At 66.2% G+C, this 26831-nt stretch carries 31 protein-coding genes and 1 pseudogene; 8 read left to right on the forward strand and 24 right to left on the reverse strand.

Annotated features, from left to right (window positions below; all coding sequences use genetic code 11):
- From OXG79_04560 to OXG79_04580, 5 genes are all read left to right on the forward strand, one after another.
- Positions 1–917, forward strand: a 917-nt coding sequence (locus OXG79_04560; protein ID MCY3783039.1) for a restriction endonuclease, incomplete at its 5' end; no start/stop codon positions are given.
- A gap of 11 nt (positions 918–928) precedes the next feature.
- On the forward strand, positions 929–1741 hold the full coding sequence (locus OXG79_04565; protein MCY3783040.1) for a hypothetical protein: 813 nt from the start codon (positions 929–931) through the stop codon (positions 1739–1741).
- Positions 1742–2046: 305 nt separating this feature from the next.
- Positions 2047–3243: an ATP-binding protein gene (locus OXG79_04570; GenBank protein MCY3783041.1), complete on the forward strand. Its 1197-nt coding sequence runs from the start codon at positions 2047–2049 to the stop codon at positions 3241–3243.
- Between the two features lie 780 nt (positions 3244–4023).
- Complete coding sequence (locus OXG79_04575; protein ID MCY3783042.1) at positions 4024–5157, forward strand: hypothetical protein; 1134 nt, start codon at positions 4024–4026, stop codon at positions 5155–5157.
- 3 nt (positions 5158–5160) lie between these two features.
- A complete protein-coding gene (locus tag OXG79_04580) occupies positions 5161–5991 on the forward strand; it encodes an endonuclease/exonuclease/phosphatase family protein (protein ID MCY3783043.1) in 831 nt (276 codons plus the stop codon).
- Between the two features lie 52 nt (positions 5992–6043).
- On the opposite strand, the gene OXG79_04585 is transcribed toward OXG79_04580, so the two are convergent.
- The 17 genes and pseudogenes from OXG79_04585 to OXG79_04665 all read right to left on the reverse strand — a co-directional run bounded on the left by OXG79_04585 (position 6044) and on the right by OXG79_04665 (position 20856).
- Positions 6044–6646 (reverse strand): tyrosine-type recombinase/integrase, encoded by a 603-nt coding sequence (locus tag OXG79_04585; GenBank protein ID MCY3783044.1) that lies wholly within the window; start codon positions 6644–6646, stop codon positions 6044–6046.
- 220 nt (positions 6647–6866) lie between these two features.
- A complete protein-coding gene (locus tag OXG79_04590; GenBank protein ID MCY3783045.1) occupies positions 6867–7307 on the reverse strand; it encodes an A24 family peptidase in 441 nt (146 codons plus the stop codon).
- Positions 7304–8221, reverse strand: a complete 918-nt coding sequence (locus OXG79_04595) for a type II secretion system F family protein (GenBank protein MCY3783046.1) — start codon at positions 8219–8221, stop codon at positions 7304–7306. Before OXG79_04595 ends, OXG79_04590 begins: the two co-directional genes overlap by 4 nt.
- The gene (locus OXG79_04600; GenBank protein ID MCY3783047.1) at positions 8218–9084 is read right to left on the reverse strand and encodes a type II secretion system F family protein; all 867 of its coding nucleotides are present in this window, start codon (positions 9082–9084) and stop codon (positions 8218–8220) included. The genes OXG79_04595 and OXG79_04600 overlap by 4 nt, the downstream gene beginning before the upstream one ends.
- Complete coding sequence (locus tag OXG79_04605; protein MCY3783048.1) at positions 9081–10286, reverse strand: ATPase, T2SS/T4P/T4SS family; 1206 nt, start codon at positions 10284–10286, stop codon at positions 9081–9083. Before OXG79_04605 ends, OXG79_04600 begins: the two co-directional genes overlap by 4 nt.
- A gap of 143 nt (positions 10287–10429) precedes the next feature.
- Positions 10430–11152: a Flp pilus assembly protein CpaB gene (gene cpaB / locus OXG79_04610; protein MCY3783049.1), complete on the reverse strand. Its 723-nt coding sequence runs from the start codon at positions 11150–11152 to the stop codon at positions 10430–10432.
- Entirely contained in the window at positions 11149–12879 is a 1731-nt protein-coding gene (locus OXG79_04615) for a hypothetical protein (GenBank protein ID MCY3783050.1), read from the reverse strand. Before OXG79_04615 ends, cpaB begins: the two co-directional genes overlap by 4 nt.
- A gap of 3 nt (positions 12880–12882) precedes the next feature.
- Positions 12883–13638, reverse strand: a complete 756-nt coding sequence (locus tag OXG79_04620; GenBank protein ID MCY3783051.1) for a hypothetical protein — start codon at positions 13636–13638, stop codon at positions 12883–12885.
- 172 nt (positions 13639–13810) lie between these two features.
- Entirely contained in the window at positions 13811–14314 is a 504-nt protein-coding gene (locus tag OXG79_04625) for a hypothetical protein (GenBank protein ID MCY3783052.1), read from the reverse strand.
- Positions 14311–14673, reverse strand: coding sequence for a hypothetical protein (locus tag OXG79_04630; GenBank protein ID MCY3783053.1), 363 nt, complete (start codon positions 14671–14673; stop codon positions 14311–14313). The genes OXG79_04625 and OXG79_04630 overlap by 4 nt, the downstream gene beginning before the upstream one ends.
- A gap of 66 nt (positions 14674–14739) precedes the next feature.
- A complete protein-coding gene (locus tag OXG79_04635; protein ID MCY3783054.1) occupies positions 14740–14931 on the reverse strand; it encodes a hypothetical protein in 192 nt (63 codons plus the stop codon).
- Between the two features lie 138 nt (positions 14932–15069).
- Entirely contained in the window at positions 15070–15954 is an 885-nt protein-coding gene (locus OXG79_04640) for a replication-relaxation family protein (protein ID MCY3783055.1), read from the reverse strand.
- Between the two features lie 208 nt (positions 15955–16162).
- Positions 16163–17590, reverse strand: a complete 1428-nt coding sequence (locus tag OXG79_04645) for a type IV secretion system DNA-binding domain-containing protein (protein MCY3783056.1) — start codon at positions 17588–17590, stop codon at positions 16163–16165.
- Positions 17583–18329, reverse strand: coding sequence for a hypothetical protein (locus tag OXG79_04650; protein ID MCY3783057.1), 747 nt, complete (start codon positions 18327–18329; stop codon positions 17583–17585). Before OXG79_04650 ends, OXG79_04645 begins: the two co-directional genes overlap by 8 nt.
- Positions 18326–18706, reverse strand: a complete 381-nt coding sequence (locus OXG79_04655; protein ID MCY3783058.1) for a hypothetical protein — start codon at positions 18704–18706, stop codon at positions 18326–18328. The genes OXG79_04650 and OXG79_04655 overlap by 4 nt, the downstream gene beginning before the upstream one ends.
- Before the next feature lie 452 nt (positions 18707–19158).
- Positions 19159–20102, reverse strand: a pseudogene (locus tag OXG79_04660) (transposase).
- A gap of 337 nt (positions 20103–20439) precedes the next feature.
- Entirely contained in the window at positions 20440–20856 is a 417-nt protein-coding gene (locus tag OXG79_04665) for a DDE-type integrase/transposase/recombinase (protein MCY3783059.1), read from the reverse strand.
- A gap of 484 nt (positions 20857–21340) precedes the next feature.
- Here OXG79_04665 and OXG79_04670 point away from each other — a divergent pair, with 484 nt between their 5' ends.
- The 3 genes from OXG79_04670 to OXG79_04680 are packed head-to-tail and all read left to right on the forward strand — an operon-like array spanning position 21341 to position 21958.
- Positions 21341–21640, forward strand: a complete 300-nt coding sequence (locus tag OXG79_04670; GenBank protein MCY3783060.1) for a hypothetical protein — start codon at positions 21341–21343, stop codon at positions 21638–21640.
- A 13-nt stretch (positions 21641–21653) separates the two neighbouring features.
- On the forward strand, positions 21654–21821 hold the full coding sequence (locus OXG79_04675; GenBank protein ID MCY3783061.1) for a hypothetical protein: 168 nt from the start codon (positions 21654–21656) through the stop codon (positions 21819–21821).
- Positions 21818–21958, forward strand: a complete 141-nt coding sequence (locus OXG79_04680; GenBank protein MCY3783062.1) for a hypothetical protein — start codon at positions 21818–21820, stop codon at positions 21956–21958. Before OXG79_04675 ends, OXG79_04680 begins: the two co-directional genes overlap by 4 nt.
- 86 nt (positions 21959–22044) lie before the next feature.
- On the opposite strand, the gene OXG79_04685 is transcribed toward OXG79_04680, so the two are convergent.
- From OXG79_04685 to OXG79_04715, 7 genes are all read right to left on the reverse strand, one after another.
- Entirely contained in the window at positions 22045–22251 is a 207-nt protein-coding gene (locus OXG79_04685; GenBank protein ID MCY3783063.1) for a hypothetical protein, read from the reverse strand.
- 22 nt (positions 22252–22273) lie between these two features.
- Positions 22274–22441, reverse strand: coding sequence for a hypothetical protein (locus OXG79_04690; protein MCY3783064.1), 168 nt, complete (start codon positions 22439–22441; stop codon positions 22274–22276).
- Positions 22442–22710: 269 nt separating this feature from the next.
- Complete coding sequence (locus OXG79_04695; GenBank protein MCY3783065.1) at positions 22711–23259, reverse strand: hypothetical protein; 549 nt, start codon at positions 23257–23259, stop codon at positions 22711–22713.
- 644 nt (positions 23260–23903) lie between these two features.
- On the reverse strand, positions 23904–24125 hold the full coding sequence (locus OXG79_04700) for a hypothetical protein (protein MCY3783066.1): 222 nt from the start codon (positions 24123–24125) through the stop codon (positions 23904–23906).
- Positions 24126–24999: 874 nt separating this feature from the next.
- The gene (locus tag OXG79_04705; protein ID MCY3783067.1) at positions 25000–25392 is read right to left on the reverse strand and encodes an SH3 domain-containing protein; all 393 of its coding nucleotides are present in this window, start codon (positions 25390–25392) and stop codon (positions 25000–25002) included.
- Between the two features lie 152 nt (positions 25393–25544).
- Positions 25545–25838: a hypothetical protein gene (locus tag OXG79_04710; GenBank protein ID MCY3783068.1), complete on the reverse strand. Its 294-nt coding sequence runs from the start codon at positions 25836–25838 to the stop codon at positions 25545–25547.
- Positions 25839–26220: 382 nt separating this feature from the next.
- The gene (locus OXG79_04715; GenBank protein ID MCY3783069.1) at positions 26221–26793 is read right to left on the reverse strand and encodes a hypothetical protein; all 573 of its coding nucleotides are present in this window, start codon (positions 26791–26793) and stop codon (positions 26221–26223) included.
- Positions 26794–26831: the final 38 nt, after the last annotated feature.

The raw sequence follows: 26831 nt of genomic DNA on the forward strand, positions 1-26831 counted from the left end.
CCGCGGCGCAGCTCGAGGACGAGGGGTGCTATCCGGTCCAGGGCAACCGCTGGAAGCGGGGGGCGGAGCTATATCTGCCGCTCTACCAGGGCCGGATGATTCACCAATTCGACCACCGAGCCAACTCGGTCAGGGTCAACCCTGAGAGCACCCACAACCCATACCTCAGCGAAGAGGTCAGCGAAGCTCAGCATGCCGACCCCGGTTTCCTGCCGCAGTCTCAGTACTGGGTGCCTGGCAAGGACGTTGAGTCAAACCTCCCCGAAACCACAGGCTACACACTCGGATTCCGAGACATCGCTCGCCCGACGGATGTTCGAACGGTGATCGCTTCAATAGTCCCGAGGGCCGGCTATGGCAACACGATTCCCCTCTTAGTCGACAGCTCTGAAGGAGCCTCTGCCCAGCTAGACGAGAAGTCGGCGCTCGACGCAGCGCAGCTGACTTTGCTGGTGGCCAACCTCAACACAGTTTGCCTTGACTTCGTCGCCCGACAGAAGGCTCAAGGCACACATCTCAACTGGTACATCGTCGAACAACTCCCCGTCATCGCATCCGACGCCTACGACCGCCGCTTCGGCGACGTCACCGCCGCCGACCTAGTGCGGGACCACGTGCTGCGGCTCACCTACACCGCCCACGACATGGAGCCCTTCGCCCGCGACCTCGGCTACGGCGGCGACCCGTTCATCTGGGACGAGGAAGACCGCCGCCACCTCCGCGCCCGGCTCGACGCGCTCTACCTCCACCTCTACGGCCTCGACCGCGCCGACGCCGCCTACGTCCTCGACACCTTCCCTATCGTCCGCAAGGAAGACAAAGGCCAATTCGACGACCAATACCGCACCAAAGACCTCATCCTCGCCTACATGAATGCCCTGGCAGCCGGGGAAACCGAGACCGTCGTGGCGGTGTAGGGCAACTACACGTGCCTAACGACTTGAGACATACGCCAGACACCGACGAACGCATAAGGCAACTGATCCATGTTGGCGCAGAGATTTTGGGAGGCACCGCCGGTAGTTTGGCTGAAACGGCAATTGGATTCCTCGTAGCTGGGCCTGCCGGGGCTGCGATCGGCGGCGCGGGCAGCACCGCGATTTCCATGGTTCTCCGGAGAGTCGGTGCCGATGTTACCGAGCGCCTGCTGAGCCCACGCGAGCAAGCACGAGTTGGCTTTGTGCTCACAAGCGCAGCTGCCGAGATTCACAGTCGAAATGAGCAGGGCGAGCCGCTTCGAACCGACGGGTTCTTCGATCCCGGGAATGGAGACCGATCGGATGCTGAAGAAGTCGCCGAGAGTGTGTTGCTAAGAAGCCAGCGGGAGCCTGAAGAGAAAAAGCTGCCTTACATGGCACATCTTCTGGCAAATATAGCATTCGATACAAAAGTCAATGCATACTTGGCACACCAAATCTCAAAGATTGCTGAGCAATTAACCTACCGCCAATTCTGCATATTGGGGCTTGCGACAATAAAGGACAGCTTTGAGCTCCGTATGGTCAACTATAGAGATCAGAATAGGTTCGCAAAAGAATTGCATCAAATATTATATGAATTCCAAGAGCTTCATTCCAAAGAGTATATTCACTTCGCTGAAAGCGACGGATTTGCAGGTGTTACAAACATTGTTCCCGGAAGAATCACACTTCAGGGACTTGGCAACGACATTTATACGCTGATGGGTCTCTCACTGATCCCACGCACTGATATAGCCCAAATCGCTGACCAGCTAGGATAGCCAGTAGCCTAAGCGGCGCGCCGTCTGGGTGACGCATCCACTGCCGGTCCCACGCGGCACACAGCGCGGGCCGCCGCACTCCCCCAAACCACCCAACATGTCACTCCGAGCGCAGCGACGAGTCTCGATTCCCGACCCCGACCGCGAGGTTGAACGCTCCAGATTCCTCACGTTCGTGCGGAATGACAATTGGGGCGCACGGCGTGGGCCGCCGGAGAGGCCATGGCCCGAGCCGGGCATATATATCAAAATTATCGATCTTAGGGTTTTCTTGTAACTCTCCTAATTTCAGTATAAACTGAGCTATGGACCCGATTCGCAATCCCTTTGCGCCGGGCGCCGGTACGCCGCCGCCGGAATTGGTCGGACGCGACGAGGTGCTACAGGCGGCGCATATCGCGCTGCAGCGCACCAGGTTCGGACGCCCGAGCAAGAGCCAGATCATGGTTGGGTTGCGGGGCGTGGGAAAGACCGTGCTGCTGGACCGCATTCGCGAGGAGGCCGAGGGCGCAGGCATTTTCGCCCTGCGGGTCGAGGCGCCCGAAGACCGCTCGCTGCCAGCCATGCTGGCGCCGTTGCTCCGAACCGCGTTGCTGCGGATCTCGACCCGCGAGGCGGCGCAAGCCTTGGCCCAACGCGCCCTGCGGGGACTTGCCGGGTTCGTCGGTGCCCTAAAGGTCAAGTATCAGGACATCACCGTGAGCTGGGAGCTGGAAACCGAACCGGGATTGGCGGACAACGGGGATTTGGAGATCGATCTGCCGGACTTGCTGGAGGCCGTGGGCGATGCCGCCAAGGCGGCCGACGGCTGCGTGGCGCTCTTCATCGATGAGATCCAATATGTGCCGGAGGATGAGCTTGCCGCGTTGATTACTGCCCTGCACCGCACGTCGCAGCGGCAGTTGCCCGTCACGATGATTGGGGCCGGCTTGCCGCAAGTGCGCGGCCGCATGGGCAAGGCCAAGTCGTATGCCGAACGGCTCTTCGAATTCCCCGACATCGGGCCGCTTTCACCGGAAGACGCCAAACGCGCCATCGCCAAACCCGCGCGCGACGAAAGCGTGGAGATCCAAGACCGCGCGCTCGACGCGATCGTTTCGCAAACCCACGGCTATCCCTACTTCCTCCAGGAGTGGGGGAAGCATCTGTGGGATGTCGCCGAGGCTTCGCCGGTTGCCGCATCGAGCGTGCACCTCGCCTCCGAGTTGGCCATTGCCGATCTGGACGCGAGTTTCTTCCTGGTCAGGTTCGACAGGCTTACGCCTTCGGAGAAACGGTACATGCGGGCGATGGCGGAGCTCGGCGCGGGACCGCATCGTTCGGGTGATATTGCCGACGTGCTGGACCGGCACGTGTCCTCGCTGGCTCCCACGCGCAGCCAGTTGATCAACAAAGGCATGATTTGGAGTCCCAGTCACGGCGACACCGCCTTTACGGTTCCGATGTTTGACGAATTCATGCGGCGCGTCATGCCAGGATCGACTTGGCAGGCCGCCTCGTAACCCAACCTGATCCGTACGCCCATACGGCCCGGATTCGGCCTGAGGAGCTCAGATCACTTCAAGTCTGCGAAGGTCGACGGTGCCCCATCCCACGCGACTTGCCGGTTTGCCGTTGGGTGATTTGGTCGCACCGGTCGGGTGGCAGGCGGGAGTCTGCCTCACGGCGGGTGAGGTGGAGGAAATGTCTGGACCGCATGAGCGTTCCCCCAGCCCAGCTGCTCTTTGGACTGCCCTACCGTATGAAACTCGTGGATCAGGTCGGCAGAGGCATCCGCCGCATTCGCGTCGTCTGTCTGCCCGAAGTGTCCCGACAGCGGCACTCGCCGTCGGGGATCCGACCTGAGGTTTTGCATTCGTTCTCTCGCCCAAATGTGCGTGATGCCCTCCTATCACTCCATGTGTGGCGTCTGGTCTTCGTCAACCGGGGCGACAGGAACCGGCTGGCTCCTGCTGAATCGGGGGCCACTCAGCCCGTCGCCTTCCGAAACATATGCTCGCCCGCAGATTGCCGCGGTCGTAGGCCGAAAAAGCCACCAACTCCCTCCGATTGGCCACCACCACCGAGCGCGCCGGCAAAGTTGCGATTGATCCCTGCCTTCATACTGGAGACTTGCTGAGCACAGTTCGCCTAACTGCTTGGCGTGTCAGTGGTTTGATCTATGGACTCAGGCACTTACCAGAATGCCCCAACGCGGTTCAGCAGCCGGCCACAGGTAGATTCTTCCGCCAAGCGTGTATGACTTACAGTTGCGACATGGCGCACTCAGCGGGAGGTGCAGCGTGGCGGAGCGAATCTACATTGAAGGCCCGGCAGGCGGGCTGGATGCGCTCAACGAGAAGGCCTTTGCGACCGAGGACGAGCTGCAGAAGTTGATCGCCGAGCATCCCGAGTTGCTCGACGGAGAGCGGATCACCCCGGGCGACCCCCGCCGCTGGATTGTCATCACGCGCGAAAAGGGTATCGCTGAAACCTCCGACGCTGGCGCTCGCTGGGCGCTTGATCTCCTGATAGTCGACCAGGAGGCCGTGCCGACGCTAGTCGAAGTCAAGCGAGGATCAAGCCCCGAGCTCCGCCGGACCGTCGTCGGGCAGATGCTGGAGTACGCCGCGCACGCCTCGCAAAGTTGGACTGGAGATGAGCTGCGTCAGTGTTTTGAGAAGACCAGCCACACGTTGGATCTCGACCATCACGACGAGCTTGCGAAGCTGCTGCAGGCGGACGGCGAGCCGGATGTCGAGGGCTTCTGGCAGCGATTAGTGACCAATCTCAGAGCCAAGAAGCTTCGGTTGATTTTCGTTGCCGACGATATTCCTGATCCGCTGGCACGGGTCGTGGAGTTACTCAATGAGCAACTACGCGACATCGAGGTGCTCGCGATCGAAGTCAAGCAGTTTCGCAGCCAGTCGGCCCGTACGCTCGTGCCGCGGGTCCTGGGCAGGACGGCTGCGCGCGTCGCCAGCGGACGCCGCGCAAACTTGACTCGAGAGGAGTTTCTGCAGCGGTTTTCTGATTTGGCCGAACGCGATGCTGTGAGCCGACTCTTTGGAGCAGCCGTGACAGCTGGCGCCGTGCTGGCGTGGGGGCCGAGCGGCGTGAGCATCCGGGGTCACTGCCCGGCCTGGACGCAGTCGGTTTCCGTGGCATGGCTGTTCCCACCCGATGTCTCGGGGTGGATGGGGCTTCAAGACATTACCTTTGGCGAAGGAATCTCCGATTACCACCCGGAGCTCGATGAGCGGCTAAGGGCAATCCTCAGGCGCTGGGTCAAAGCGTTCTCCAGCGACGATTTCTCGGTGATCGTATCCAAGAAAGGGATCCGCGGAGTGACCATCCGCTATGGCGATGCCGCTCGGCACATAGGGCCTCTTGAGAAACGCCTCACCAGTGTGCTTGCCGAGCTCGCGTCGCTTTAGTCGATGAGCCGGCAGACGGGCACCAAGATTGTCTCCTGGAACATCGCCCGCCGCAGTGAGCCCTGGAGGTGGCTGCTTGATATGGACGCGGACGTGGCGCTCTTGCAAGAGGCTGCGGAGCCCCCTGCAGAGGTCGCGTCACGGGTCGAGATCGACCCGGCGCCCTGGGATGTCTCCGGAGGCGACTGGGACTGGCGCACTGCGGTAGTCAGGCTATCGGACCGGGTCCGCGTGGATTGGATTAAGTCGGCGCCACTGACAGAGGCCGCGCGGGGTGAATTCGCAGTCAGTTGGCCCGGTACGCTGACCGCCGCCACGGTCACGCCGCCCGGCGGCGAGCCTTTCATCGTGGTTTCGATGTACGCCTGGTGGGAGAAACCCCACGCCTCAATCGGCGACTGGATCTTCTCGGACGCCGCAGCGCACCGCGTGATCTCCGACCTTTCCGGATTCATCGGCGATGAGCGCAACCACCGAGTTCTCGCTGCGGGAGACCTTAACAGTTTCCACGGTTATCACCCCCGTGGGTGGGCTTACTGGAAGGCCCGCTACCAAACGGTGTTCACGCGGATGGACGCGTTGGGCGTGTCACTGGTCGGACCACAGGTGCCGCATGGCCGGCAGGCCGACCCATGGCCAGATGAGTTGCCCAAGGGCAGCAAGAACGTGCCCACATTTCACTCAAATCGTCAGACGCCGGCGACTGCCACGCGTCAGCTGGACTACGTCTTCGCGTCGCGGGAGCTAGCCGAATCCGTGCGCGTACGCGCCTTGAACGAGCCTGAGCAGTGGGGGCCAAGCGACCACTGTAGTCTCGAAATAGAAGTGGCATGAAGTTGCATAGTCCGGGATCGCCATATCGACGCTGGCGCTACCCAGACCCCACCTATTCGTCGCTCCGCTGGCGCTGGCTGCGCTTGCCGCGCACCCGCAGGATCCCCGCCTCGAGATCCAGGTCGCCCAGCCGAATGTCGGCCAGCTCCGACGCCCGGATGCCGGTGTCGAAGAGCAGATAGAGCATCGCCCGTCCGCGCGCCCGCAAACTGGCCGGTCCCGTCAACGCGGCCACCAGCCCTTTGAACTCCTCCGGGGTCAGGGGCTCGATGGGCTTGGTCTTGGGGCGCAGGGGGCTAAACCGCGCCAGCACGTGCTCCTCGGTGTACTCCTCCCGGTCGAGCCAAGCGGCGAAGGTCCGCAGCACGCGGCCGTGCAGGTTGATGGTGTAGTCGCTCAGCCGTCCGCCGGCGCGGACGTTGTGATGGTGGGCGAAGCGCACGTGCTCGCCCATCAGGTGCGCCACATAGGCGCGGACTTGGAGCAGGGTGAAGTCGGCCAAGGTGGGCGCCGCACCGGTGGTCGCCCAGCGCAGGTACGACGCCAGGACCGAGCGATAGGTCTCGATGGTCGTCGGGGCTGCGCCTTCGACGCGCAGCGCCACCAGGTAGTGGTCGACGGCCGTGTGCAGCGGCAGTTCGTGAACGTTGGTCATGCCCAACATCGGAGGGCCTCCTCCCGCCCGCGGTCAAGCGACCGTGGGCGCAGTGGGCGCTCGGTGTGCCCGCCCGTGACCTGCCTGTCGCCTTCAGGGCTAGGGGCCTCCGCCAAGAGCTTTTCCGGTCGTCCCGGCCGCCGAACCTGTTATTCGGGCGGAGCCGCGCCGACCGACCCAGGCCCCAGACTTGAAGGGCTAGTGGCCTCGGGGCTTAGTACTAGCCACCACCCACAGCGAGGCGCATTGCCATATGCCCGGCGACACCGGTGGCGAGAAAGGGAGCAAATGGCAGCACTCTGTGGCACCCCGCTTTTGGCCTACACCACAGGAACACCGGCATGGCTGCGACGACTGCAATACCAATAGCGACCACTATGACCACCATCCCGGTACCAATTCCCAGAACGCCCGCGAGCTTGATATCTCCGAGCCCAACGGCGTCGCGCGCAACCAGCCGCGGAAGCGCAAGCAGCACCATTCCCAGGCCACTGCCCGCGAGTGCGTCCACCCACCAACCGCCGACTACCGCTAGCGCGCTGGTCGCGACCAGGCCGGTGACGATGAGCGTATTCGGGATTCGCCGCTCACGGATGTCGGTGATCGAGGCCAACAGCGCGACTCCGAGGGCGACCGAAAGCCCGATGAGCCCCGGATTCACCCAAAGAGTCCCTTGGCGATGCTCAGGAGCATGGGAACAAAGATGAGCAGCATGAACGCGGGCAAGAAAGAAATAGCGATCACGAGTTGGGCCTTGGCCTCCTGCGACGCCACCGCCGCGTCGACAGCATTCTGCCGCTGGGCCCGCAGTCCCACTTCGTGCTGATTCAGGACGGCCTCGAGCTCCGCACCTAGCCGGCGCGCCTGCTTGATCGCCAGCACGAAAGCCTCGAACTCGGGTGATCCCAATCGGTCGGACGCCTCTTGGAGGGCCACGGTCAGCGGTACCCCGAGGCCGTAAGCGGCCATCGTCCGCCGGATCTCACGGACCAGCTCGGTAGATGCCGCGTCCGACGCGTCGTCCTCCACCAGCATGTGCAGCGCACGCTCGACGCCCATCCCAGTGCTGATCAGTCCACGCAACTCGGCAATCACGTCCGGCACCTCGGCCAGGATCCGCTTGCGACGAGAGGCCTTGCGAGCGTCGATCACGATGGAGGGCGCCACGAAGGCCAGGAGCCCCGCGATTGGCGCGCCCACCATCATGGCCGGCACCCAAGGGATCAGAAGGGATAGCGCCGCGCCCACGCTCCCGCCAAACAACAGCTTCATGGCTACCACGGTCCGCGGCGTCACCCACGCCGACTCAATGCCTGCGTCACGGAGGTCCTGCGCGCTCACCAGGCGCTGATAGCGACCGATTCGCCGACCGACAACGTCGAGCATCGCGCCGATGTTGCCGGCCATACCCGCGGGTGACCGGTTCACGGCCTGCGAGTCGGACTCCGTCAAACGAATCACCCGGCGCTGGCGGGCTCCACCGAACAAGTCGGCGACCCAGCTGAGCGCGACGGATACCAGAATGCTCACGGCACCTGCAGCCGCCATCGCGGTAATCACTGCTGGGCCGCTCATGCTTGCGCTCGAGTGAAGCGGCGCCACAGGTACAGCCCGAGAAGTTCACACATCACGGCTCCGGGGAGCAGCACAAACTGCCCCAAGGGCTCGTCCATGACGGTGAACGACTCCGGGTTCGTCCCCCGCAGATACAGATGAATGACCGGGATCGCCACGGCAACCACGACAATCTGAATCCGCAGGCCGCGAGTCTTGGCCCGCAGGTCCTCGTGCGCGCGGAGGTTGGCCGCAACGGTGGCCTCGAGCCCTTCCAGCGCTGTGACCGCGCGTCGCCCCGCCACGCCGTGCTCGATGGCCCGTGCCAGCACGCGATAGGCCAGGCGCAGGTGGCGGCCCGGCGTCCGCGCAGCGACCGCAGCCAACGATCCATGGAGTGGGCGGTCCAACCTGAACCGATTGGCGACCCACGCCAGATCGTCTCGCACCTGCGGCGTCGCCACGCCCTCGGCGGCGGCCCGCAGCGCTTCCATGTAGGTGGCTCCCGCTCGCAGGTGGGCGCCCAGCAATCGCAGCAGGACGAGCGCCTCACGATCGGCGCGCGCCCGTGCCCGCACCACGGCAGTACGGAGTACCACCCAAGGAGCGATCGCCCCGACAATTGCACCCACCGGCACGAGCGGCGGAGCGACCAGTCCGCCGATGACCGCACCGACGACGAGCACTCCACCGTTGATGACCAGGAAGATCGGCGGCGTCATCGCCACTCCACCCTCATGCAGCTGGTCGGCAAGGCGGCCGAGGCGACGCTGGACCCAGCCGTGCATGGGTGAGTCGGAGGGCTGGCGGACCGGCATCAACGCCAGCGCGAAAACGACGACGCCGGCCGCAGCAAATCCGGCGGCGACGACGGCGAGATTCACAGCAGCACGCCCTGAAGCCGCAGCTTGCCCTGGACCTTGGGGCCCGGCTCATACCCGTCACTGGCCTGAAAGCCCACAACGTCGCCTGCCACGCGCTCCGCGCTGAATACCGGCCGCAGGTCATAGGTCCCGTCTGTCGCCATGCCCGCCAGCTCCATGACTTCGAGCACCGTGCGACGGCCATCGGCGAGCCGTCCCACATAGATCACCAGATCGAACGCGCGCGCAATGGGCTCGCGCAGCTCTCGCGCCGCGAAATCGCGGTACTCGCGGCGCACCAGCGTCTCGAGTCGTCCCAGGGCGTCGGCCGCCCCATTCGCATGAATGGTCGTCCCCGACCCGGCGTGGCCGGTGTTCAGTGCCTCCAGACACACATAGGCCTCGCGGGGGCTACGAATCTCGCCCACCACCAGTCGATCGGGCCGCATGCGCAGTGCGTTCGCCAGTAGGTCGGCGACCGACACCGTGCGGTCCTGATAGTCGACGGCCCGCTGACCATGGACGCACTGCAGGCGGACCGTGTGGCCCTGGTGGGGCTCCGCCAGCTCGGTAGTGTCCTCGATGATCACCACGCGTTCGGTCGGAGGCACCGCCGCAAGGAGGCTGGCCAGCAGCGTCGTCTTGCCCGCCCCCGTGGCACCGGCCACAAGCACGTTTAAGCGGGCGCGAACGGCGGTGGCCAGAAACGCCGCCATCGCTTCACTTAACCCGCCCGCGGTGACCCAGTCCTCAGGGGCCTCTTCGCTTCCGATACGACCTGAGGCTTCGCGTCGCTCCGACCGAAGCGCCAGCCGCACGCGCCGGTGCTTGCGAATGGAGAGGCAGGGTCCGCCCACCGGCGCGATCACCAGATTGGCCCGGCTGCCGTCGGCCATGCGGGCATCCACGCAAGGGCTCTCCAGCGACAGGTGCCGCCCCACCAGCGCCGCGATCTTCTCCATCAGCGCCGACAAGTGCTGGGCATTTCGAAACCGCACCGACGTCGGCTCCAGCCGCCCCCGGCGCTCCACCCACACCTCTGCCGGGCCGTTGACCAGCACGTCGGTGACGTCGGGGTCCGTCATCAGCAGTTGCAACGGTCCCAGCCCAGCAAGCTCGTCGCACAGGCCCTGAACCAAGTTCGGATCCGGAATCGCGCGCGGAAATGCCTCGGCGAGATGCGCATGGACAACCGTGCAGATGCGGTCGGTCCGGTCGGGCACGGGACTGAACGGGTCCAGTACCTGGGGGTCGAGTGTCTGTACCAGCCGCTCGCGCACTTGAGCCAGGAACGCTTCGTCCCTGAGTGTTCCGACCGTTGGCCTAGGGGGCTGGGGGCGGTCGGTCGTCGCAGCAACCGCTGCACTCATGGCCTGCCCTGCACGGTCTGATGCTGGCCAACGGAAGCGCTGCTGGTAGACACGTCAAGACGCTGACTGAGCACGAAGGTGCCAGTGGGAATCCGCGCCACGTACCGCGGCACGTCCGCCGCGGGCACCGCCAGCACGGCAGCGCCGATCCGGACGGAGGCTCGGCGGGCCAAGCTGTCGTCGTCCGCAGGGCCCTGCAGGACCTCGCCGCGGTCGCTGCGCAGCTCCACCAGTAGCACGCCGCGACCGAGCACCTCCACCTGCTGCGGCACCGATCCGGACAGCGTCCGGTCGGCGGCGGGATCGGGGCTTGCCACCAGAACATCGACGACTTGGGAGGGCGGCACCACACCGCCCAACGCTTGCGTGGCATCGACCGGGATCGCGATCAGGGCGTGACCTGGTGGGATCGACGCGGCATGCGCCAGCAACGCGGCGCGGCGCGAGTCCGCGAGCTGTCCAGACACGATGTACTGCCCGGCCGGAATCGGGCCGGTGGCAAAGGCGCCCACGGCCGCGTCGAGGGAGGTGAGCACGCCGGCCGGACGGGCCGCCGGATTGACCTCCCGCACGGAAAGGTCACCCGGCGAGAGCCGATCACCGACATCCAATGGCCGTGCTGCCGTGACCACCGGCGCCATTTGCATGCTCTGATAGACCAGCACGCCGGCGGCGAGACCCAGAAGCAGTCCGACGGCCAACAGCCAGTGCCGTTTCATCGGTCGTCCTCCCACGTCGTGGCGCCCTGGTAGCGCACAGTCACCGCAATCGATCCCTCGAGATCGAAGTCTCGTGTCGTGCCGTCGCCGTAGGTCACCCGGATGCGCGTCCGCAGGTGCAACTCGTACGGCCGGAGTTGGCCATCAACGACCGGCGTCACGTCGTTCCATTGCAGCCGGAGGGGCTCATCGGGTCCCCCGCTGGCGCCGGGCTGCGTCCCGCCGGGCCGGTCATTCGCCCCGCGAACGAGAGTCCATTGAGTGAGCGCCACGGTCGCCGCGGGATCCGTGGCCGGCGGCTCGACGTTCGCGCGGACCCAGAGATCGATCGGCGCACCGCGCAGCACCTCGATGGCCGAGAAGCCCTGGACGTTGCCGGTCAGCGCCGATCCCGCCACCACAGGCGCCACGCGAAGGGCGCCGACGGGCGGGTCGTAGGCCGGCCTCGGCGTTGGCGCCGGAGGCCGAGGAGTATTGGACGGCGTCGGCGACACACGCGGCGGCTGTGGAGTTTCCGGCATCGGCGTCGGCTGATCCGGACCACTGGACGGCTGTGGTTTCGGCCCCGGCCGGTTGGTCGGCGTAGGATCCGGTCCTGGATCACCGGGCGGTCTTGGGCCCGGTGGGTTCGTCGGCGTCGGATCCGTTAGCACGACCGTCGGCGTCGAAGTCACCGTCGGAGTCGGCGTCACCGTCACTGTCGGCGTCAGGCTGACGGTCGCCGTCGGCGTTGGAGAGGTCGTCACGCCCGTGGTGAATTGGACCCGATCGTCCTGGAAGAACACGATGCTCGTCGGGACAAAGCAGCCGTCCCGCTTGCGGTAATTCTGGTAGTAGGTGCCGGCCAGGAGTTCGCCGTTCGCGTCACGATTGCGGCCGTTGAAGGCGGCACCGTCGTAGGGGCTGCTTGCGCCCTTGGCGTAGCTGCCCAGATCGACGGCGTAGAGATCGTTGGGCCGGTCGTCGGTGACCGTCTCATAGAGAATGCCGTCCTCCGTCTCAGTTTCCTGCGTGCCCGCGTAGTAGTCGGTCACCTTGTAGATGCCGGACGGGATGGTGCAGGTCCCGCTGCCTGGTGGCACCGGCGTCGGCGAGGAGGTCGGCGTGGGGGATGCGGCCGGGCGTGGCGTAGCCGTGGGCCTGGGTGTGGGCGTCGGATGCGGGAGCGCCACCCAGCGGCGCCGCGTCTCGTAGTGCCCGGGCACCGTGACGACCTCTTCCGTCACGTGGTAGCCGTCGATCCAGCGACGCTCGGTCGTCCAGTAGCCCGGCACCCAGACCGTGACGACCTCTTCGCGTTGCACCTTGACCCAGCGACCGTGATCCTCCCAGCGCGAGGTGTCGACCCAGACCTCATAGCTCTCCCAGTGCGACGTATCGACCCAGACCGTGTAGGGCTGCGTGGCGTCGTCGTCCCAGAGCTCCACCCAATGGCCGCTCTCCACCCAGCGCCTGCGCTCGTCCCAGTAGCCGGAGTCCACCCACACCATGTGGGATTCCCATACGAGTTCCGAAACAATGTTGGTGCGGGTCTCGTATTGGCCCGGTACCCAGACGGTGTGGTCTTCCCACCGGCCCGGCACCCAGACCGTCCGGGTTTCGACAAACGGCTCTATCCAGACGGATTCGGTTTCCCAGTAGCCATGGTCCGCTCGCGCCTCGGCGGCGAGTCCGACTGCCAGAACCAGGCCGAGGACCGCCACCAGACACGAGGTCGCGCGCGGCATCGTCTAGGACGCCCTTCGGTTGACCGCAACCCCCGCCCAGAGCTGGTCGGACGCGCGCCCATCGAACACCAGACCCACGGCGATCTGCGTCACGCTCGGATCGGTCAAGAGGGATCGCGCCTCGTCGCCCATCAGCGTCGACACGTCGTCGAACTCGGTCCCGAGCCAGGCGGCCGGCGGGCCCACGGGCCAGAGCCGGACGGACCACCCACCGTCCTCCACCGCGCGGAGCTGACGGGCCTGCGGCCGGACCTGGTCCATCCCGCCCTGGCCCAGGGCATGCGCGATCAGGGTCCGCACGGCGCCGCGCCGCGCGTCGTCGACCGCGACCGCTGGCCGACCCAGCTGCTCGCGGATCCATGTCACCCAGTCGAGCAGCCGCTGCTCCTGGCGGACCAGTTCGTCCGGATCCGGCTGTACGACGGCCCTGGTGGGCGCGACGGGGTCCGCGTCACCGACCACGACGGCAATGGACGCATCGAATGGCGGCAGGACCGCATGCACCCGTGACTGGCCCGGCGTCCGCCCGGTGACCACGCCGGTCGGTTCGACTGACAGCACCTCGTCGTCAGTCGCAGACCAACGCACCGGGGCGTCCTCGCGGGACGTGCCATCCGCTAGGGCTGCAACGACCTTGAGTCCGATCCGCTCGCCGACGGCCAGCGTGACCGGCTCGTCCACGCCCGCGGCGATGGTCAGGGCGGTGACGGCGATCCCCGCGGACGGGGCTGGTGCCTCGTGGCCGGCGGGCGCGACCATAGCCGTCACCGGTGGCGCGACTTGGTCGGATGCCGACCCACTAGCGGAACCAAGCATCCAGCCGGTCAACGTACTCATCCCTACTGTCATGACGGTCATCGAGGCCACCAGCAGCAACGGCAACCGGACCGAGCGACCAGTGATCGACCGATATCGCGGACTTCGCATGGCATCAGCTCCTAGTCATGGCGCTGGCGGCTACCCGCAGCGCCTGGGTATTGGAGAGGCCCGCCAGCCGCAGGAGTCCGGTGCGCACCGGGACCTCGGCGCGGATGGACACGGTGGGGGCGGCGGCGGTGCGGTTGCGGATCGGATCAATTCCGCCTGGATTGGTCACGGCGATTTCGGCGGCCCCGGCCACTGCGGTGGCTGTGGTTCCCGCGATCTGCCGGTCCAGCGGTTGTAGGTTGAGCCGCAGGTATTCGCGGGCGACGCCAGCTGCCGTATCCGCCAGTCGCACCTTGCCCGTAGCCGCCAGATGGCCGGCGTCGATGTGCCCGGCGGCCACAACGGCGGCCTGTTCCAGGGCATCGACGAACCGCAACCGCTGGACCCTGATCGCGCCGATGTCGACCACGAGCGCCGCCACCAGCAGGGTCAGGCTGAGCAACGCCAGCGTCATGCCCGAGACGCCGCCGGACTCGTCGGCAAGGGCGGAACGCGACCACCGAGTCACCGGTTCACCTCGCCCCGGGTGGTGAAGTGCGAGCGGAGCGGCACTTCGAGTTCCAGCAGGAAGGGGATGCGAACGCGCTGCGTGCTTTGCATCTCGACCGTCACCGGCTCGCGCCAGTCCACGGTGGCGGGATGGATCGTGAGTTGCGCGTCGCCGGCCTCCAGCCCGGCGGCGGCCAGGTCTGCCGCCACCCGGGCGCGAAGAGCAGCGCTATCGCCGCCCTCCTGCGCTGCCTGGCGGGCCGCCGCCGCCGCCACGTGGTTCTGGGCCTGCCAGGCGCCCAGCAGCTGGGCGAAGGCAATGACGGCCAGCAGAACGGGCACGACGACGAGCATCGCCAGGACCGCCTCGGCGCCCACCGCTCCGTGCTCGGTACCCGGCGCGGCTCGGCGGCACCGAATCCACCACTGTGACCGGCGCACTTCCTAAAGCCCGGTCAGTTCCGTCAGGACGCCCTCGAGATAGGTCGATAGACCGTTGTTCCAGGCCACGATCGCCGCGCCGAAGATGGCCACGCCGATCCCGGCGATCACGATGTATTCGGTGGCGTTGCCGCGCTCGTCGGTGACGATGGCCCGGAGACCGGCCACCAGCCGGCCTTTGATCTGCACAAGCATTGGCGTTCCTCGCAGTCGTACGATGGACAGAGGTCGGCGAAGACCAAGGCCGCGAGCTTCGCGGCCGGTCCTCGCGGGTCGGATCCGGCGCCGGCGGGGTCGGCAACCACACCTTGTCCCCGCCGGCGCCTCAGTGATTCATGTCGGGCTGCCCTCCTCTAATTCGGCGCACGGCGGTCGCGCCGTGCGCAATACAGTCTGTCGGTGGTCACTGTTGGCAAACGCGGCCTCCCATACCGGGCCCAGCGGGTTGGCCAGGAACGCTGGCTCCCAGGCCACCGCAATCCGCAGCACGTGATTCATGTCCCCACCGCGGGCGTCCGCCAACTGGACCAGGGCGGCCTCGACGGCCTGGCGAAGGCTGACCACGCGCGAGCGGCGGTTCGTGGTGATGCGAAGTTCGGGAAAGACCGGGAATTCCGAGCGCCACGCGCCCGATTGCCAGAAGCCCGCGTACCGCCGCACTTTCTGTGCATAGCGGCGGAGCTCCTCCGTGCCGCGGTCAATCTCGAAGAAGAGCCAGTGGTCGCCGGCCGGGTTGCGTACCTGGGCGAGGCCGTCGGGGTTGATCACCTGCCACCGTCCGCTCGCCCGGTACCGCATCCGCAGGTGTGGATCGGAGTTCCAGCGCACGAGTTGATGGTCTTCGGTGGACTCCAGAACCTGCCAGAGAGCGATGAAGCAACGGTTCACCGACAGCTGGTGCCGCGTCCGCTGTGGCGTGAAGGTCTCGGGATCGCGGACGTATGGGATCTGGGCGCGCGGCGCGTCGTCGATGTGCTCCAGGGCGTCGGCACCCTTGGCCGACAGGCCGTACACGTAGCCGCCGCTGCCACCGCCCACGCCGCCGCAGGCCGACCGGGCCCGCACCACGAGGCCCTGCTGGTGGAGCGTCGTCAAGCAGCGCTGACAGGCTCGCCGGCTGACCGGGTGATAGAACACCTGATGCACTTGCGCAGCGTCCATGTAGCGGTGGGCCCGCAGCAGGCGCAGGACCTGGACCTGGCGGCGGGCCCAGATCATGGGGAGACCTGCGGAATCAGGATGATAGTTACGCGAGGCGACGGTGGGGGTTTTGTCAGAACATTAGTCAACGACCGGTAGTTCCCTTGATTCGATATGCTTCGGAATGTCGTGTTCACGACACGACGGTGTCGGGCGGCGAGCCGATGTAGCCGGCGATGTAGCGGGCGATGCCGGAACGGCCGTGTCGCCGCGGCTCGCGGAGCAGTCACGCCTGGTTCCTCGGATTGCCGGGCACGCCGCCGCTTGGCCGCGCAGCCAGATCGGCCAGACCGGGCGACTCGTCCGGCGAGTCGTCGGATCCATCGTTCGTTGCCGGGGCACCCTCGGACAGGTCGGCGGTGGATTCTCTAGGCTCTGCCTCGGTCTTGGTCAGCGAGCCGTAGCGCGCGGCCACGAGCTCGTCCAGATCCGTCCGCCGTTGCCCGAAGGTCGCACGGGCCTGTTCGCGAATGCGCGTCGCTCGTCCCGGGTCGCCCGGCGGGATCGGCGGCACTGTGGCCTCGAAGGGTCGGGCCGGCCGGTTGTCGACCAGCGTCTTCACCGCCATGTGATAGGCCGGCAGGTCGTCCAGCTCCGCCGGGGTCAAGGCCGGTGCCATCTCCATGGCGAAGTGCCGCGTCTGCTCCCGCAGGCCGCCGAACACCACGTGCGTGCGGGTGTTGAGCAGTACGCTGCTGATGATGCCGGCCAGCCGGGGCTGCCCGGGGTTCTGCGTGGCCACCGCCAGCCCCACGCCATAGCTGCGGGAGCGCTCGAAGAAGGCGCCCATGTCGCGTCCGGTGTCCAGGAACTCCTGGAACTCGTCGATGATCGCGAAGTAGGGCGCCCGATCACCGGCCGGCCGCCGTAGCACCGCCTGCCAAAAGTGCGTCACCAGGATGCTGCCCAGCAGGCGCGACCCGGCGGCGCCCAACGCGGTGTCCGCCTGGTCCAGATTGACCAGCACGATCTCGCCCCGCTGTAGCACCCCGTCCCAGCGCACCGCCGAGCGCGGTTGCACCAGGATGTTGCGCACCCGCGGGTCTTGCACCAGCATGGCCATCCGCCGCAGCGCGCCGCCGAACGTCATCTCGAATTGGCGGACCGAGATGCGATCGACCTGATTCCGCCAGTAGGAGCGCAGGAACGGGTCGCTGACGTTGGGCATCAGGCTCTCGCGCCATTCGCGGTCGATGAACAGCCGCTCTAGGTCGAGCATGGTCGGCTTGATCTGCGGATTGGCGGCCAGGGTGCGGAAGCCGTAGGCGAATGCCTGCGACATGGAGGTGCCCCAGAGAAAGTCCTCGCCGCGCACCAGCTCGCGCAGCAGCGAGTAGACGGCCATGGCCACGCGGTCTCCCTCATCCGCGTCGCGCACGTCGAGGGGGTTCAGGCCCACTGGCCAGTCGGTGTCTGCAAAGTCGAGCGCCACCACGTCCGCCTCACGGCCGGCGGGAACGGCGCCCAGGAGCGACCGCGCCAGGTCGCCCTTGGGATCCAACAGCAGGACGCCGTGGCCTCGCCGGATGGCCGACAGGGCGAACCAGAATAGGAACGTGCTCTTGCCCACGCCGGTGGGGCCGACCACGAACAGATGCTTCAGTGCGTCGGCAGGCTTCAATCCATACGTCGCGCCGGCGTGGCGGTCAGCCATCGGGCGTTTGTCCGACGAACAGGTCGGTGTCGACCGGCACCTGACCCCGGCGGGGGCTGTTGCGGATCCACACGCGCCGGCCGCGAAACCCGACGAGGTCGCCCCGAGGCCGGCCGGTCAGGGCGACGGCTTCTTCAACGCTGGCGGTGAATCTGGCGCCTTGCCAGACCTGTTGCTCCGCGACGGCGCGGAGGTGCGCGCGGCGACGCCACGGGCGCCGCGCTACCAGTCTGTTGAACGGGCCGGCGCACTCCTCGAAGACCGCGCGGACCAGCTTGAGGCGGGCGTGGGCACTCCGCCGGTCCGGTGCCCCAACGACGATGTGCACCTCGAGATCGATCAGGCGATCCCTAACCTTCGCCTCGGCCGCGCCGGCCCCGGCCAACTGTTCGCGCGTGGCGCCTCGCTCCGTCGGCGTATGCGAATCGCCGGAAAGCAAGAACGCGAGCATTTCGCGCAAGGCCCCGCCAGCGCCGCGGCTGAGGTCTCGCAGCACCTGACCTTGTCCCGGCCAACGGCCGGCGCGCAGGGACTGGACCGCAGCCCATCCCCACTGATGGGTCCTATCCTTGATGGGGCTGGCGACGGTTCGGATCACAACCAGTTCATCGGGCCCTAGCCCGTGGAACGCCAGGTCCAGCTGCGGAGCGCCCTCCAGGTCGTCCCACAGTGGCAGCACCCAGGACCGCTTCGGTCGGAGATAGGCGCCCACCAGATAGCGGTTCTGGCCCGTGGTCATGTCGTCGCCTCGGGCTGGGATTCGTGGATGGGATCGGGCGCATCGCGCCGCCCAGCGAGCGTCGCGAGCACTCGTGGCCACGAACTGCCAATTCGGCGGCGTTCGGCGGCGTCCAGGTGCTCGGCGTAGCCTCGCGCGGCCGTCTGGGTGCGCGAGAGCAGGCCCTCGAGGCGCCGACGCTCGTGGCGTGCCTTCGCAAGCTGCTGACGAAGGCGCTCAGTCTCGTGGCTGAGGTCGACGATCTGGCCTCGGGCTGCCGCGAGGTCGCGCTGGGCTTCCGCCGCGGTGTCGACGGCGGCCAGTCGCCGCTCGAGCAGCACCGCCAATCGGTCTCGCTCCTGCTCGACGGCTCGCAGGCGCCCCAGCTGTCGTGACACGGCACATCCGCCTTTCGTCGGTCAGCGGCCTGTAGGCCACCGCCGGACCGGGCGGCATCTCCGGCGCCCGGTTCAGCGGCGTATGGCAACCGTAGTGGCGCGGGAAACGGCCGGGAATCCAGGATTCCGTAAATCCACGCGGGAGAATTCAGTCGACCTTGGCAGTGAGATTTAACGGGCGGATGGGAAGCTCGTTCCACGGCTAGCCGGCATCTCTGACGAGCACCGGAATAAGGCCCCGGGCCCGAGCACCCAGGATCGCGACCTTGCCGGCGCACGGGCCGGAATCGTCAGACGCGAATTGGCCGCGTAGGGCCGGCACGTCTTCGCCACCGCGCGGTGGTGCGACCGTGCGATTTCAGGCCGAACCCATGTCGTCAGGTGGCCTCCTGGGCGCTTCCCGACCGGCTAGATGTACTGACCACAGAGCAACTGTGTTGGCGCGTCGAGGGTTAGGCCATAGTTGGGTCCCAGGTGGTCTGGGATTTGCAGAGCACGTTGCAGAGCACGAGCAGCTTGCGCATGCGGGCGACGAGGGCCACCTTGGGCGGCTTGCCGGCCGCGATGAGGCGCGAATAGCAGGCGCGCAGCGTGGGGTTGACGCGGGTGGCCGTCAGGGCGGCCATGTAGAGCGCGGCGCGAACCTGGGCGCGCCCGCCCCAGCAACGCCGCCGCCCGCGCCAGGCGCCGCTGTCGCGGTTGAAGGGCGCGACTCCGACGAGGGCAGCGACCTCCTGGCGGGTGCACGCGCCTAGTTCGGGCACTTCGGCTAGCAAGACGGCGCCAGCCACGGGCCCGATCCCGGGGATGCTCTGCAGCCAGGCGGCACGCGCGCGCAGCTCGGGCTCCGCCTGCACGAGGGCCGCCAACTGGCGGTCAACCTGCGCGAGGGCCGCGGTCAGCGCGGCGGCCACAGGGTCGTAGCCCAGGTCCAGGTGGGCGCGGTCGTGACGGCGCCGCTGCTGCTCGGCCGCACGGTCCGTGACCAGTTGGCGGCGACGACGACTGAGGAGTTGAAGGTCCTCGACGGCGGCGCTGGACTGGGGGCGCAGGGGCGGCCGGACCTCGGCCGCGAAGCGGTCCAGCACGCCGGCGTCCAGCCGATCGGTCTTGGCCAGAATGCCGTGGGCGCGGGCGAAGTCGCGCGTCTGGCGCGGATTGACGACGACGACTGGCAGGCCAGCGGCGCTCAGGGCGGCGACCACGGCCCGCTCGTAGCCACCGCTGGCTTCCAGCACGATGCGGGTCGGCCGCAGGGCCTCAAGCTGCCTTTGCAACCGCCGCCGCCGCCGCGTGCGCACGGGACCGTCCAGGTCGTTCCCGTAGGCTGTACGGCCACGTCCAACCGAGCCTTCGCCACATCGATCCCCACTGCTACGATCGCTGGTGCCGCCATTGAGTACCCTCCGGCAACGCTGGCCACGCGCCCCGCCTTGCCGATACGGGCTCGTGCTCACGGCCCCGGCAACTGTTCGGGCTCTGGGCCAGCGTGCGGGCCGGGACGACCCTGCTCTGTAGCGGTCTCTGACGACCAAGGTGTGATCGGTCTGTCCCGTCCCGTTCACTGTGACCTTGGTCAATCCACGGCGCCGGGAACATACAAGGTGTGAGACACGGCTGACGGGTGGGAGGCCGCCGAGGGAGCCGTGGGGCCGGCGCCGGCTAAACCACCGCAGCCAGCCGAGGAGCGCCCGCGTGCGGTGGGCGCTGGTGGGGTAGGCAAAGGCGTAGGCTCACTGGCGCAAGAAGATTTGGATGAAGCGTTCCGCCTTGCCGTTAGTGCGGGGCGTGTAGGGCCGGGTCCCCAGGTGCCGCAGCCCATGGGCTGCGCAGTGGCGGCGCCACGCGTGCGAGGCATAGGTCGCCGCTTTATCCGTCATCACCGCCTGGACGGGGGTCCCCTGGGCGCGGAACCAGGCCAGCGCCCGCTCCAGGAAGGCGAGTGCGTCGCCGCGGCGATCCGTCGGCCGCACTTCGGCGTAGGCCAGCCGGGAGTTGTCGTCGATAGCCACATGCACGTGCTGCCAGCCGGCGCGCGGGCTGCGCCGGATGCCGTCCTGGCGAATGCGCTTGCCGACGTGCCAGAACCGGGCCAGCTTCTTGGTGTCCAGGTGGAGCAGCTCGCCGGGGACGGCCCGTCCATAGCGCACGACCGGGGGCCGCGGGAGGCGGGGGCAGCGCGAGTGCCCCACCGTCGCAGCACCTTGTCCACCGTCGAGGCGGGGCGGCCCAGCAGCGCTCCGAGGATGACCGGCCCCACACCACTGCGCTGGCGCGCCGCCAGGATCTCCGCCTCGGCGTCCGGGCTCAGGCGCCGCGGCTGTCGCTTCGGTGTAGACGGGCGCTCCTGGAGCCCCGTCCACCCGTCCGCCTGGTAGCGCGCCCACCAGCGATAGCCCGTCGCGCGGGCGGCACCGCCCGCCAGGGCCGCGGCACCCGGGCTCAGGCCGGTCAGCATGGCCGTGACCGCCCGGCAGCGCGTTTCGAACGAGTAGCGCATTCGTCGGGGCCGTCCAGTCGCATCATCCATCGGAACCTCCGTTGGGACCTTGGTGTGTGATGACCCCAAGTCTCGATGGAGGTCCCGCTACTGTCAGGTGTCTCGCACGTGTGTAGTCACTACACCTAGTCGAGGTGATCAAAGAGCACGCGCAAGAGGAGATCTGGATCGACTCGCCGCTGATCGGCTACCGCAGCCTCGGAAACACGAATCGCGGGGAGATCGGCGAAGAGTTCATCCGCCGGTATCTCCGAGAGCATGGGATCGAAACCGGCAATGGCGGGCGAAAATCCAAGACCGACTTGCAGATCGGCGAGCGTCGATTTGAGGTCAAGACGGCGTCCTTGGGAGTGAATGGCACGTTTCAGCTCAACCACGTGCGCCTAGGTCGCCGGTACGACTTCCTGCTGTGTCTGGGCATTTTGCCGGCATGAGATCGTCTTTAACGTGTGGCGGAAGGGCGAGGTAGCCGACGAGCGGGCGGGGCGGCTGGTGCGCATGGCCGAGGGCCAGTCCGTGACCTACAAGCTCACCAAGAAGTTTGACCACATGCGGCCGATAGGCACGTTGCCCGGTGTCCTGCGCGACGCCCTGGACCTCCCGCAAGCCCGATGACCGCCAAGCGCAAGCGTGGCCGCCCGGTGGTCCACCCGCTCCCGCCGCACATTGACGCGAGCCCGGAGGAGATCGTCCGCGCGGTGCTGAGCGTGCCGCGCAAGCTCAAGTGGCGCTATCTCGAACGGCGGGACTAGCGGCAGTCACGGGCGGCGGCGGGTAAGTGAACCGCGCACGTGGGTACACACGTACATGATCCCCCTAATTTGACCTTGGGGCGGCGCTAGGACATGGCCAGCATCAACAGGCTCAGAACGATGGGCGCGCCCAGCAGCCCCCACACCCAGATCGGCGTCGGCTCGCGCTGAGGTGCCGGCACGGCCAGGGTCCACAACAGCCAGTGGCACAGCCACACGAGGACCAGAACCAGCAGCGTGCAGATCGAGGCGATGAGGTGCCCTAGGTGCGGAAACGTCTCCCTCTCCGTCAACCGAATCGAAGCCGAGCGACGATCAGTACTGCTGGATCGCCAGCAGGAACGCGCCGGCGCAGAACACGAGAAGCGCGAAGCTGAGAAAGTTGGCGAGGCTCGGCCCCCGCGCTGGCGGGGAATTCTGCGCCGCCCGCTGCATGGCCTTCTGCTGCTCGTCGATTGCCAGCCACGCTCTCTTCGTCGCCACGCGTGACGCCCATTTCGGGTGCTGCTCAATGTGACAGTCCCGGCAAAGCGTGATGAGGTTGTCTGGGTCCCACATCGGACCACCCTGGGTAACGGGCCGGATGTGGTGGGCTTGTAGGCGACCCTCGCGGGTGGGCGATTCGGCACAGATTTGGCAACGCCACCCCTCACGGCCCCTGACCGCATTCGACAGACGGCGCCAGCGGAGCGACGAATAGGTGGGGTCTGGGTAGCGCCAGCGTCGATATGGCGATCCCGGACTATGCAACTTCATGCCACTTCTATTTCGAGACTACAGTGGTCGCTTGGCCCCCACTGCTCAGGCTCGTTCAAGGCGCGTACGCGCACGGATTCGGCTAGCTCCCGCGACGCGAAGACGTAGTCCAGCTGACGCGTGGCAGTCGCCGGCGTCTGACGATTTGAGTGAAATGTGGGCACGTTCTTGCTGCCCTCGGGCAATTCATCCGGCCATGGGTCGGCCTGCCGACCATGCGGCGCCTGCGGGCCAACCAAAGGCAATCTCAACGTGTCCATTCGCTTGAACACCGTTTCGTAGCGAGCCGCCCAGTACGCACCGGCCGGCCCACCATAGCCATGAAGGATGTTCAAATCACCTGCGGCAAGAATGCGATGGTCGCGCTCTCCACCGATGAAGGCGGACAGGTGAGAGACGACGCGGTGCGCCGTGGCGTCCGAGAAGATCCAATTTCCAACCGTAGAGTGGGGATTCTCCCACCAGGCGTACATCGAAGCCACGATGAAAGGCTCGCCGCCCGGCGGCTTCACCGTGGCGGCGGTCAGCGTGCCGGGCCAGCTCACCCCGAAGTCGCCCCGCTCCGTCTCCGTCAGTGGAACTGAAGTGATCCAATCCACGCGGACCCGATTCGAGAGTTTGACTACGGCGGTGCGGCAGTTCCAGTTGCCTCCGGATATGTCCCAGGGCGCGGGATCAATCTAGACTCGTGACGCGACCTCCGAGGGGGGCTCCGCGGCCTCCTGCAAGAGCGCCACGTCCACGTCCATATTCACCAGCCAACGTCAAGATTCGTTCCGGCGGGCGATATTCCAAGAGACAATCTCGGTGCTTGTCGGCCCTCTCATCGGCTAAAGGGACGCTTATTCGGCAAGCACATTGGTGAGGCGCTCCTTGAGGCGCTCGTGTTTCGAAGCGAGGGGGACGGGACTATATCCGTGTGCGCCCCAAGGGCAAGGCTCACCCGCTGCCGCACGTTATCGTTCAGGCCAGAGAGTAGCCCGCTCCCCACCCGTCGCACGTCACTGCCACAGAGTCTCAGCACGGGGTGTACCAGGTGGTCGCCTGCGTCGCTCACCAGCGTGAAGTTCGCACAGTGCCACTCGGATCCAAAGTTTGAGTACTCGGTGATCGAGAACGTGTCTACCATTGCCAACTGGCGTGCCAGTAGCTCGGCAACGTCGTCCGGTGCATGGAGCGCCCGTTCGCCTCAGGCCTCATCCCAGGTCATCGCGACACCCGTCGCGCCGTCGAATCCAACCGAAACCTGAATTTGGCCTTGCGCGTCACCGACGAAAAGCTGGTCGCTCCCAATAGCCCTCGTGGTGTCTGGTGTCCGGTAGATCATGCCAAAGGACTGTCGCTCAACCATGCACGCCACGGTGATCGACGCACCGTTCGCCGCATGATGCTCCGCATACACGACCGGCAACTCCTAGTCCATACGCGGTTTGTACTGCCAGGCAGACCACATCGGCATCACGCGTGGTGCGGCCAACGCGCCAGACTGCCACTGTTCCACGCACGGCCAGATTCACGGCTGCCATGCCGTGGCCAGTAACGTGGCGATGGCAACGAATAGCGTCGCCCAAGCGACCGAGTAGCGGATGCGGCGCGATTCTGTTGCGTTCGGCGCGCCGCCGTATGGTGCGCCCAAGGTTCAGTCCTTGTGGACGCGTCCTTCCTCATGCCTATAGCAGCCTAATTCCCTACCTAGGTTGCACGACTACCCGCACCGAACGGGGCGCTAGGGTACGCCCCTGGTGGCCTATTTGAATTTCACGCGTCGGAACGTCTTCCAATGATCAAACTGCCCACTATCAAACTGTTCGAGATCCAGTCTCTGACACTCCGGACATCGCCGGTCACCCAGCAGCAACGCACTCCGCACGATGTACGTGCCGATGGGCCATGCGGGACAGTCAGCCCGCCAGTGGGCCAGCCCGCCGCGAGACTTCCGCAGGCGATAGCGACGGCCCCTCATGCCGTCGCGCAGGCGCTCAGTATCGGTGAGAGCGTTACGTCCCCCACTAACCCGAGGGCAAAGACGATCGGCAGCGCCACAGCATCATGTTGTTTCCCCGAGTGCTAGCGACGCCCTTTGCCCAGCAACTCGTCTATAGCGTCCGGGCTATTCCATTCGGCGACCACAGCAAAGATGATGATGATCAGACAGCAAGCCGTGAGAGCCACGAGGACGACTCCGAGGTCGGTGATGCTCTCGATCCCGGAGCCTCCATGAATGGCCGCGTCCGGGCATTCATCGTACCGCGTATCTCATGGGGCGCTCCACCCCGATCAGAAACTCACCCACAGGCGAGCGGGCTTTGGCCTAACTCGAAGTCGACGTACTGGCCCTGCACCCAACCGCCGCCCCGAAGCTCCCACCAAGTCTCACCGCCGACAATCCTCTCTTCGCCGGTCATTCGTAGGCGCGATCCGGATGGCGCGACGAAAGCCACCTCACCTTCACCCCCCGGTTCCGTGCGCACGTTCAGGCCGCCCCCTGGCACCACAACGGCAGTCATCAGAGTGGTCGGGGATTCGAAAGACAACACCGAATTCGCGAGCTTGGATCCAGGCAGCGACTCCGAAACCTGACGCATGAGAAGTGCCGCGCTGACCGTTAGCCACACGAATGCGCCGGTGGCGACGAGCCCCATGCCTAGCCAAGCGCGCCGTTCGATTTCGGTGCTCATGCGCTGCCCCGTTCCAAGGGGGGCCGACAGCAACGGCTCACCCCACGATGCCGGCGCTAGCCACGGCCGTACCTGCCAGCCAAATCCCGACGACCATCAGGACTGTCGCTGCTATGAGCATTCGTTTCATGGTGGATCTCCTATCTGGTGCGCTAGCGCAGCTTCAACTCCCCAAGGCGTTCAAACTCCACCCACCAGGCGACGTTGTCCGGTAGGTCCGAGATATGGACCACCACCTCACCGGGGGTAAAGACGGCCATCCGTTCACCCACCTCCTTGGCACTGTCCCTGTCGGCAGCGACGTAGATGTGGTTCCACGAGCGCACCGACCACCAGGTACCCCCCGAGCCGGTACGGCTGTCTATGTTGGCGGTTGGGATGGTGCCAACCGTCGGCGGATCGTAGTCGTCGAAATGCACGGTCACCACCCACAGCCCTTCGGTCACCAGTTTGAGGGGGGGCTGGCGCCGAACCCACCCCGTTGACCGTGACAAACTCCTGGAGGGTATCCGGCGCTGCCATCGACCCGTCGGCGGGAACCGTCCGCAAAATTTCTGAGGTCACCATGCGCCCGGACAGGTCTGCCTGCATAGCGTTTGAGATAAAGGTGTTCCAGTCGTTGGTTCGCCGGTAGTCGAGCACACCGACCACCGCCAGCGCGACCAGGGCTCCGGCGACCACCACGGCGGTCAGTCGGAACACCACACGGTCAAGGCGACCTGTTGGGCTCATGGCTCACTCTCTTCGGTTGGCATACACCGGGCCGCTGGGTAGCCGCTCCCAGCGGCCCGGTCGCGTCAGTTACGTGGGCAGCCAATCATCGGGTACCTAGCAGAACGACTTGGCCCCCGTCGTGACCTTCGGGCTCCCTTTGTTCCCGTTGCCGTACTGCTTCTTCTGGATGTAGCTGTTGAAGCGAATGCAGACGGCCTCCGGGTCCTCGGTGCCAATCCAGTACTGCTGTTCCTGGATGCGGACGTGGGACTTGTCCTGGTAGTGGCTCTGCCCATAGCCGCCACTGACCGTCCAGATGTCCTGAGGGGTTCCGACCCGCGTCATGAAGATCAGACCCTCGAACCACCAGTGGAAGCTCCCCCATACCTGGATCTTAATCTCCTTGGGCGTCGCCACGATGTTGGTGCCGTCGTAGCACCACTTCGTGCGCGTGTGGTGCACATCGTTGCCCGTCGCCTCGTTTTGGGTGCAGGGATTGTCGCTCGACAGGGCAACATCGCCCGCCAGTTGGCCGGGGCCACCCTCTGGCGCCGGAATCGTCCTTTCAATGACCGCCAGATCCGGCGTGGGGCCGAAGGCTGGGAACCCGCCACCGATGCTGACCGGTCCGCGAATCTCCAAGCGACGCAGGAGTTCAGACCCAACTGCTGGCGCGTCTCGGGCCACATCGCGTTCCAGGTCTGGCGAATGACATCCTCCGACAC

This window comes from Chloroflexota bacterium (assembly GCA_026706485.1).
In the GTDB taxonomy this organism is placed as follows: domain Bacteria; phylum Chloroflexota; class UBA11872; order UBA11872; family UBA11872; genus JAJECS01.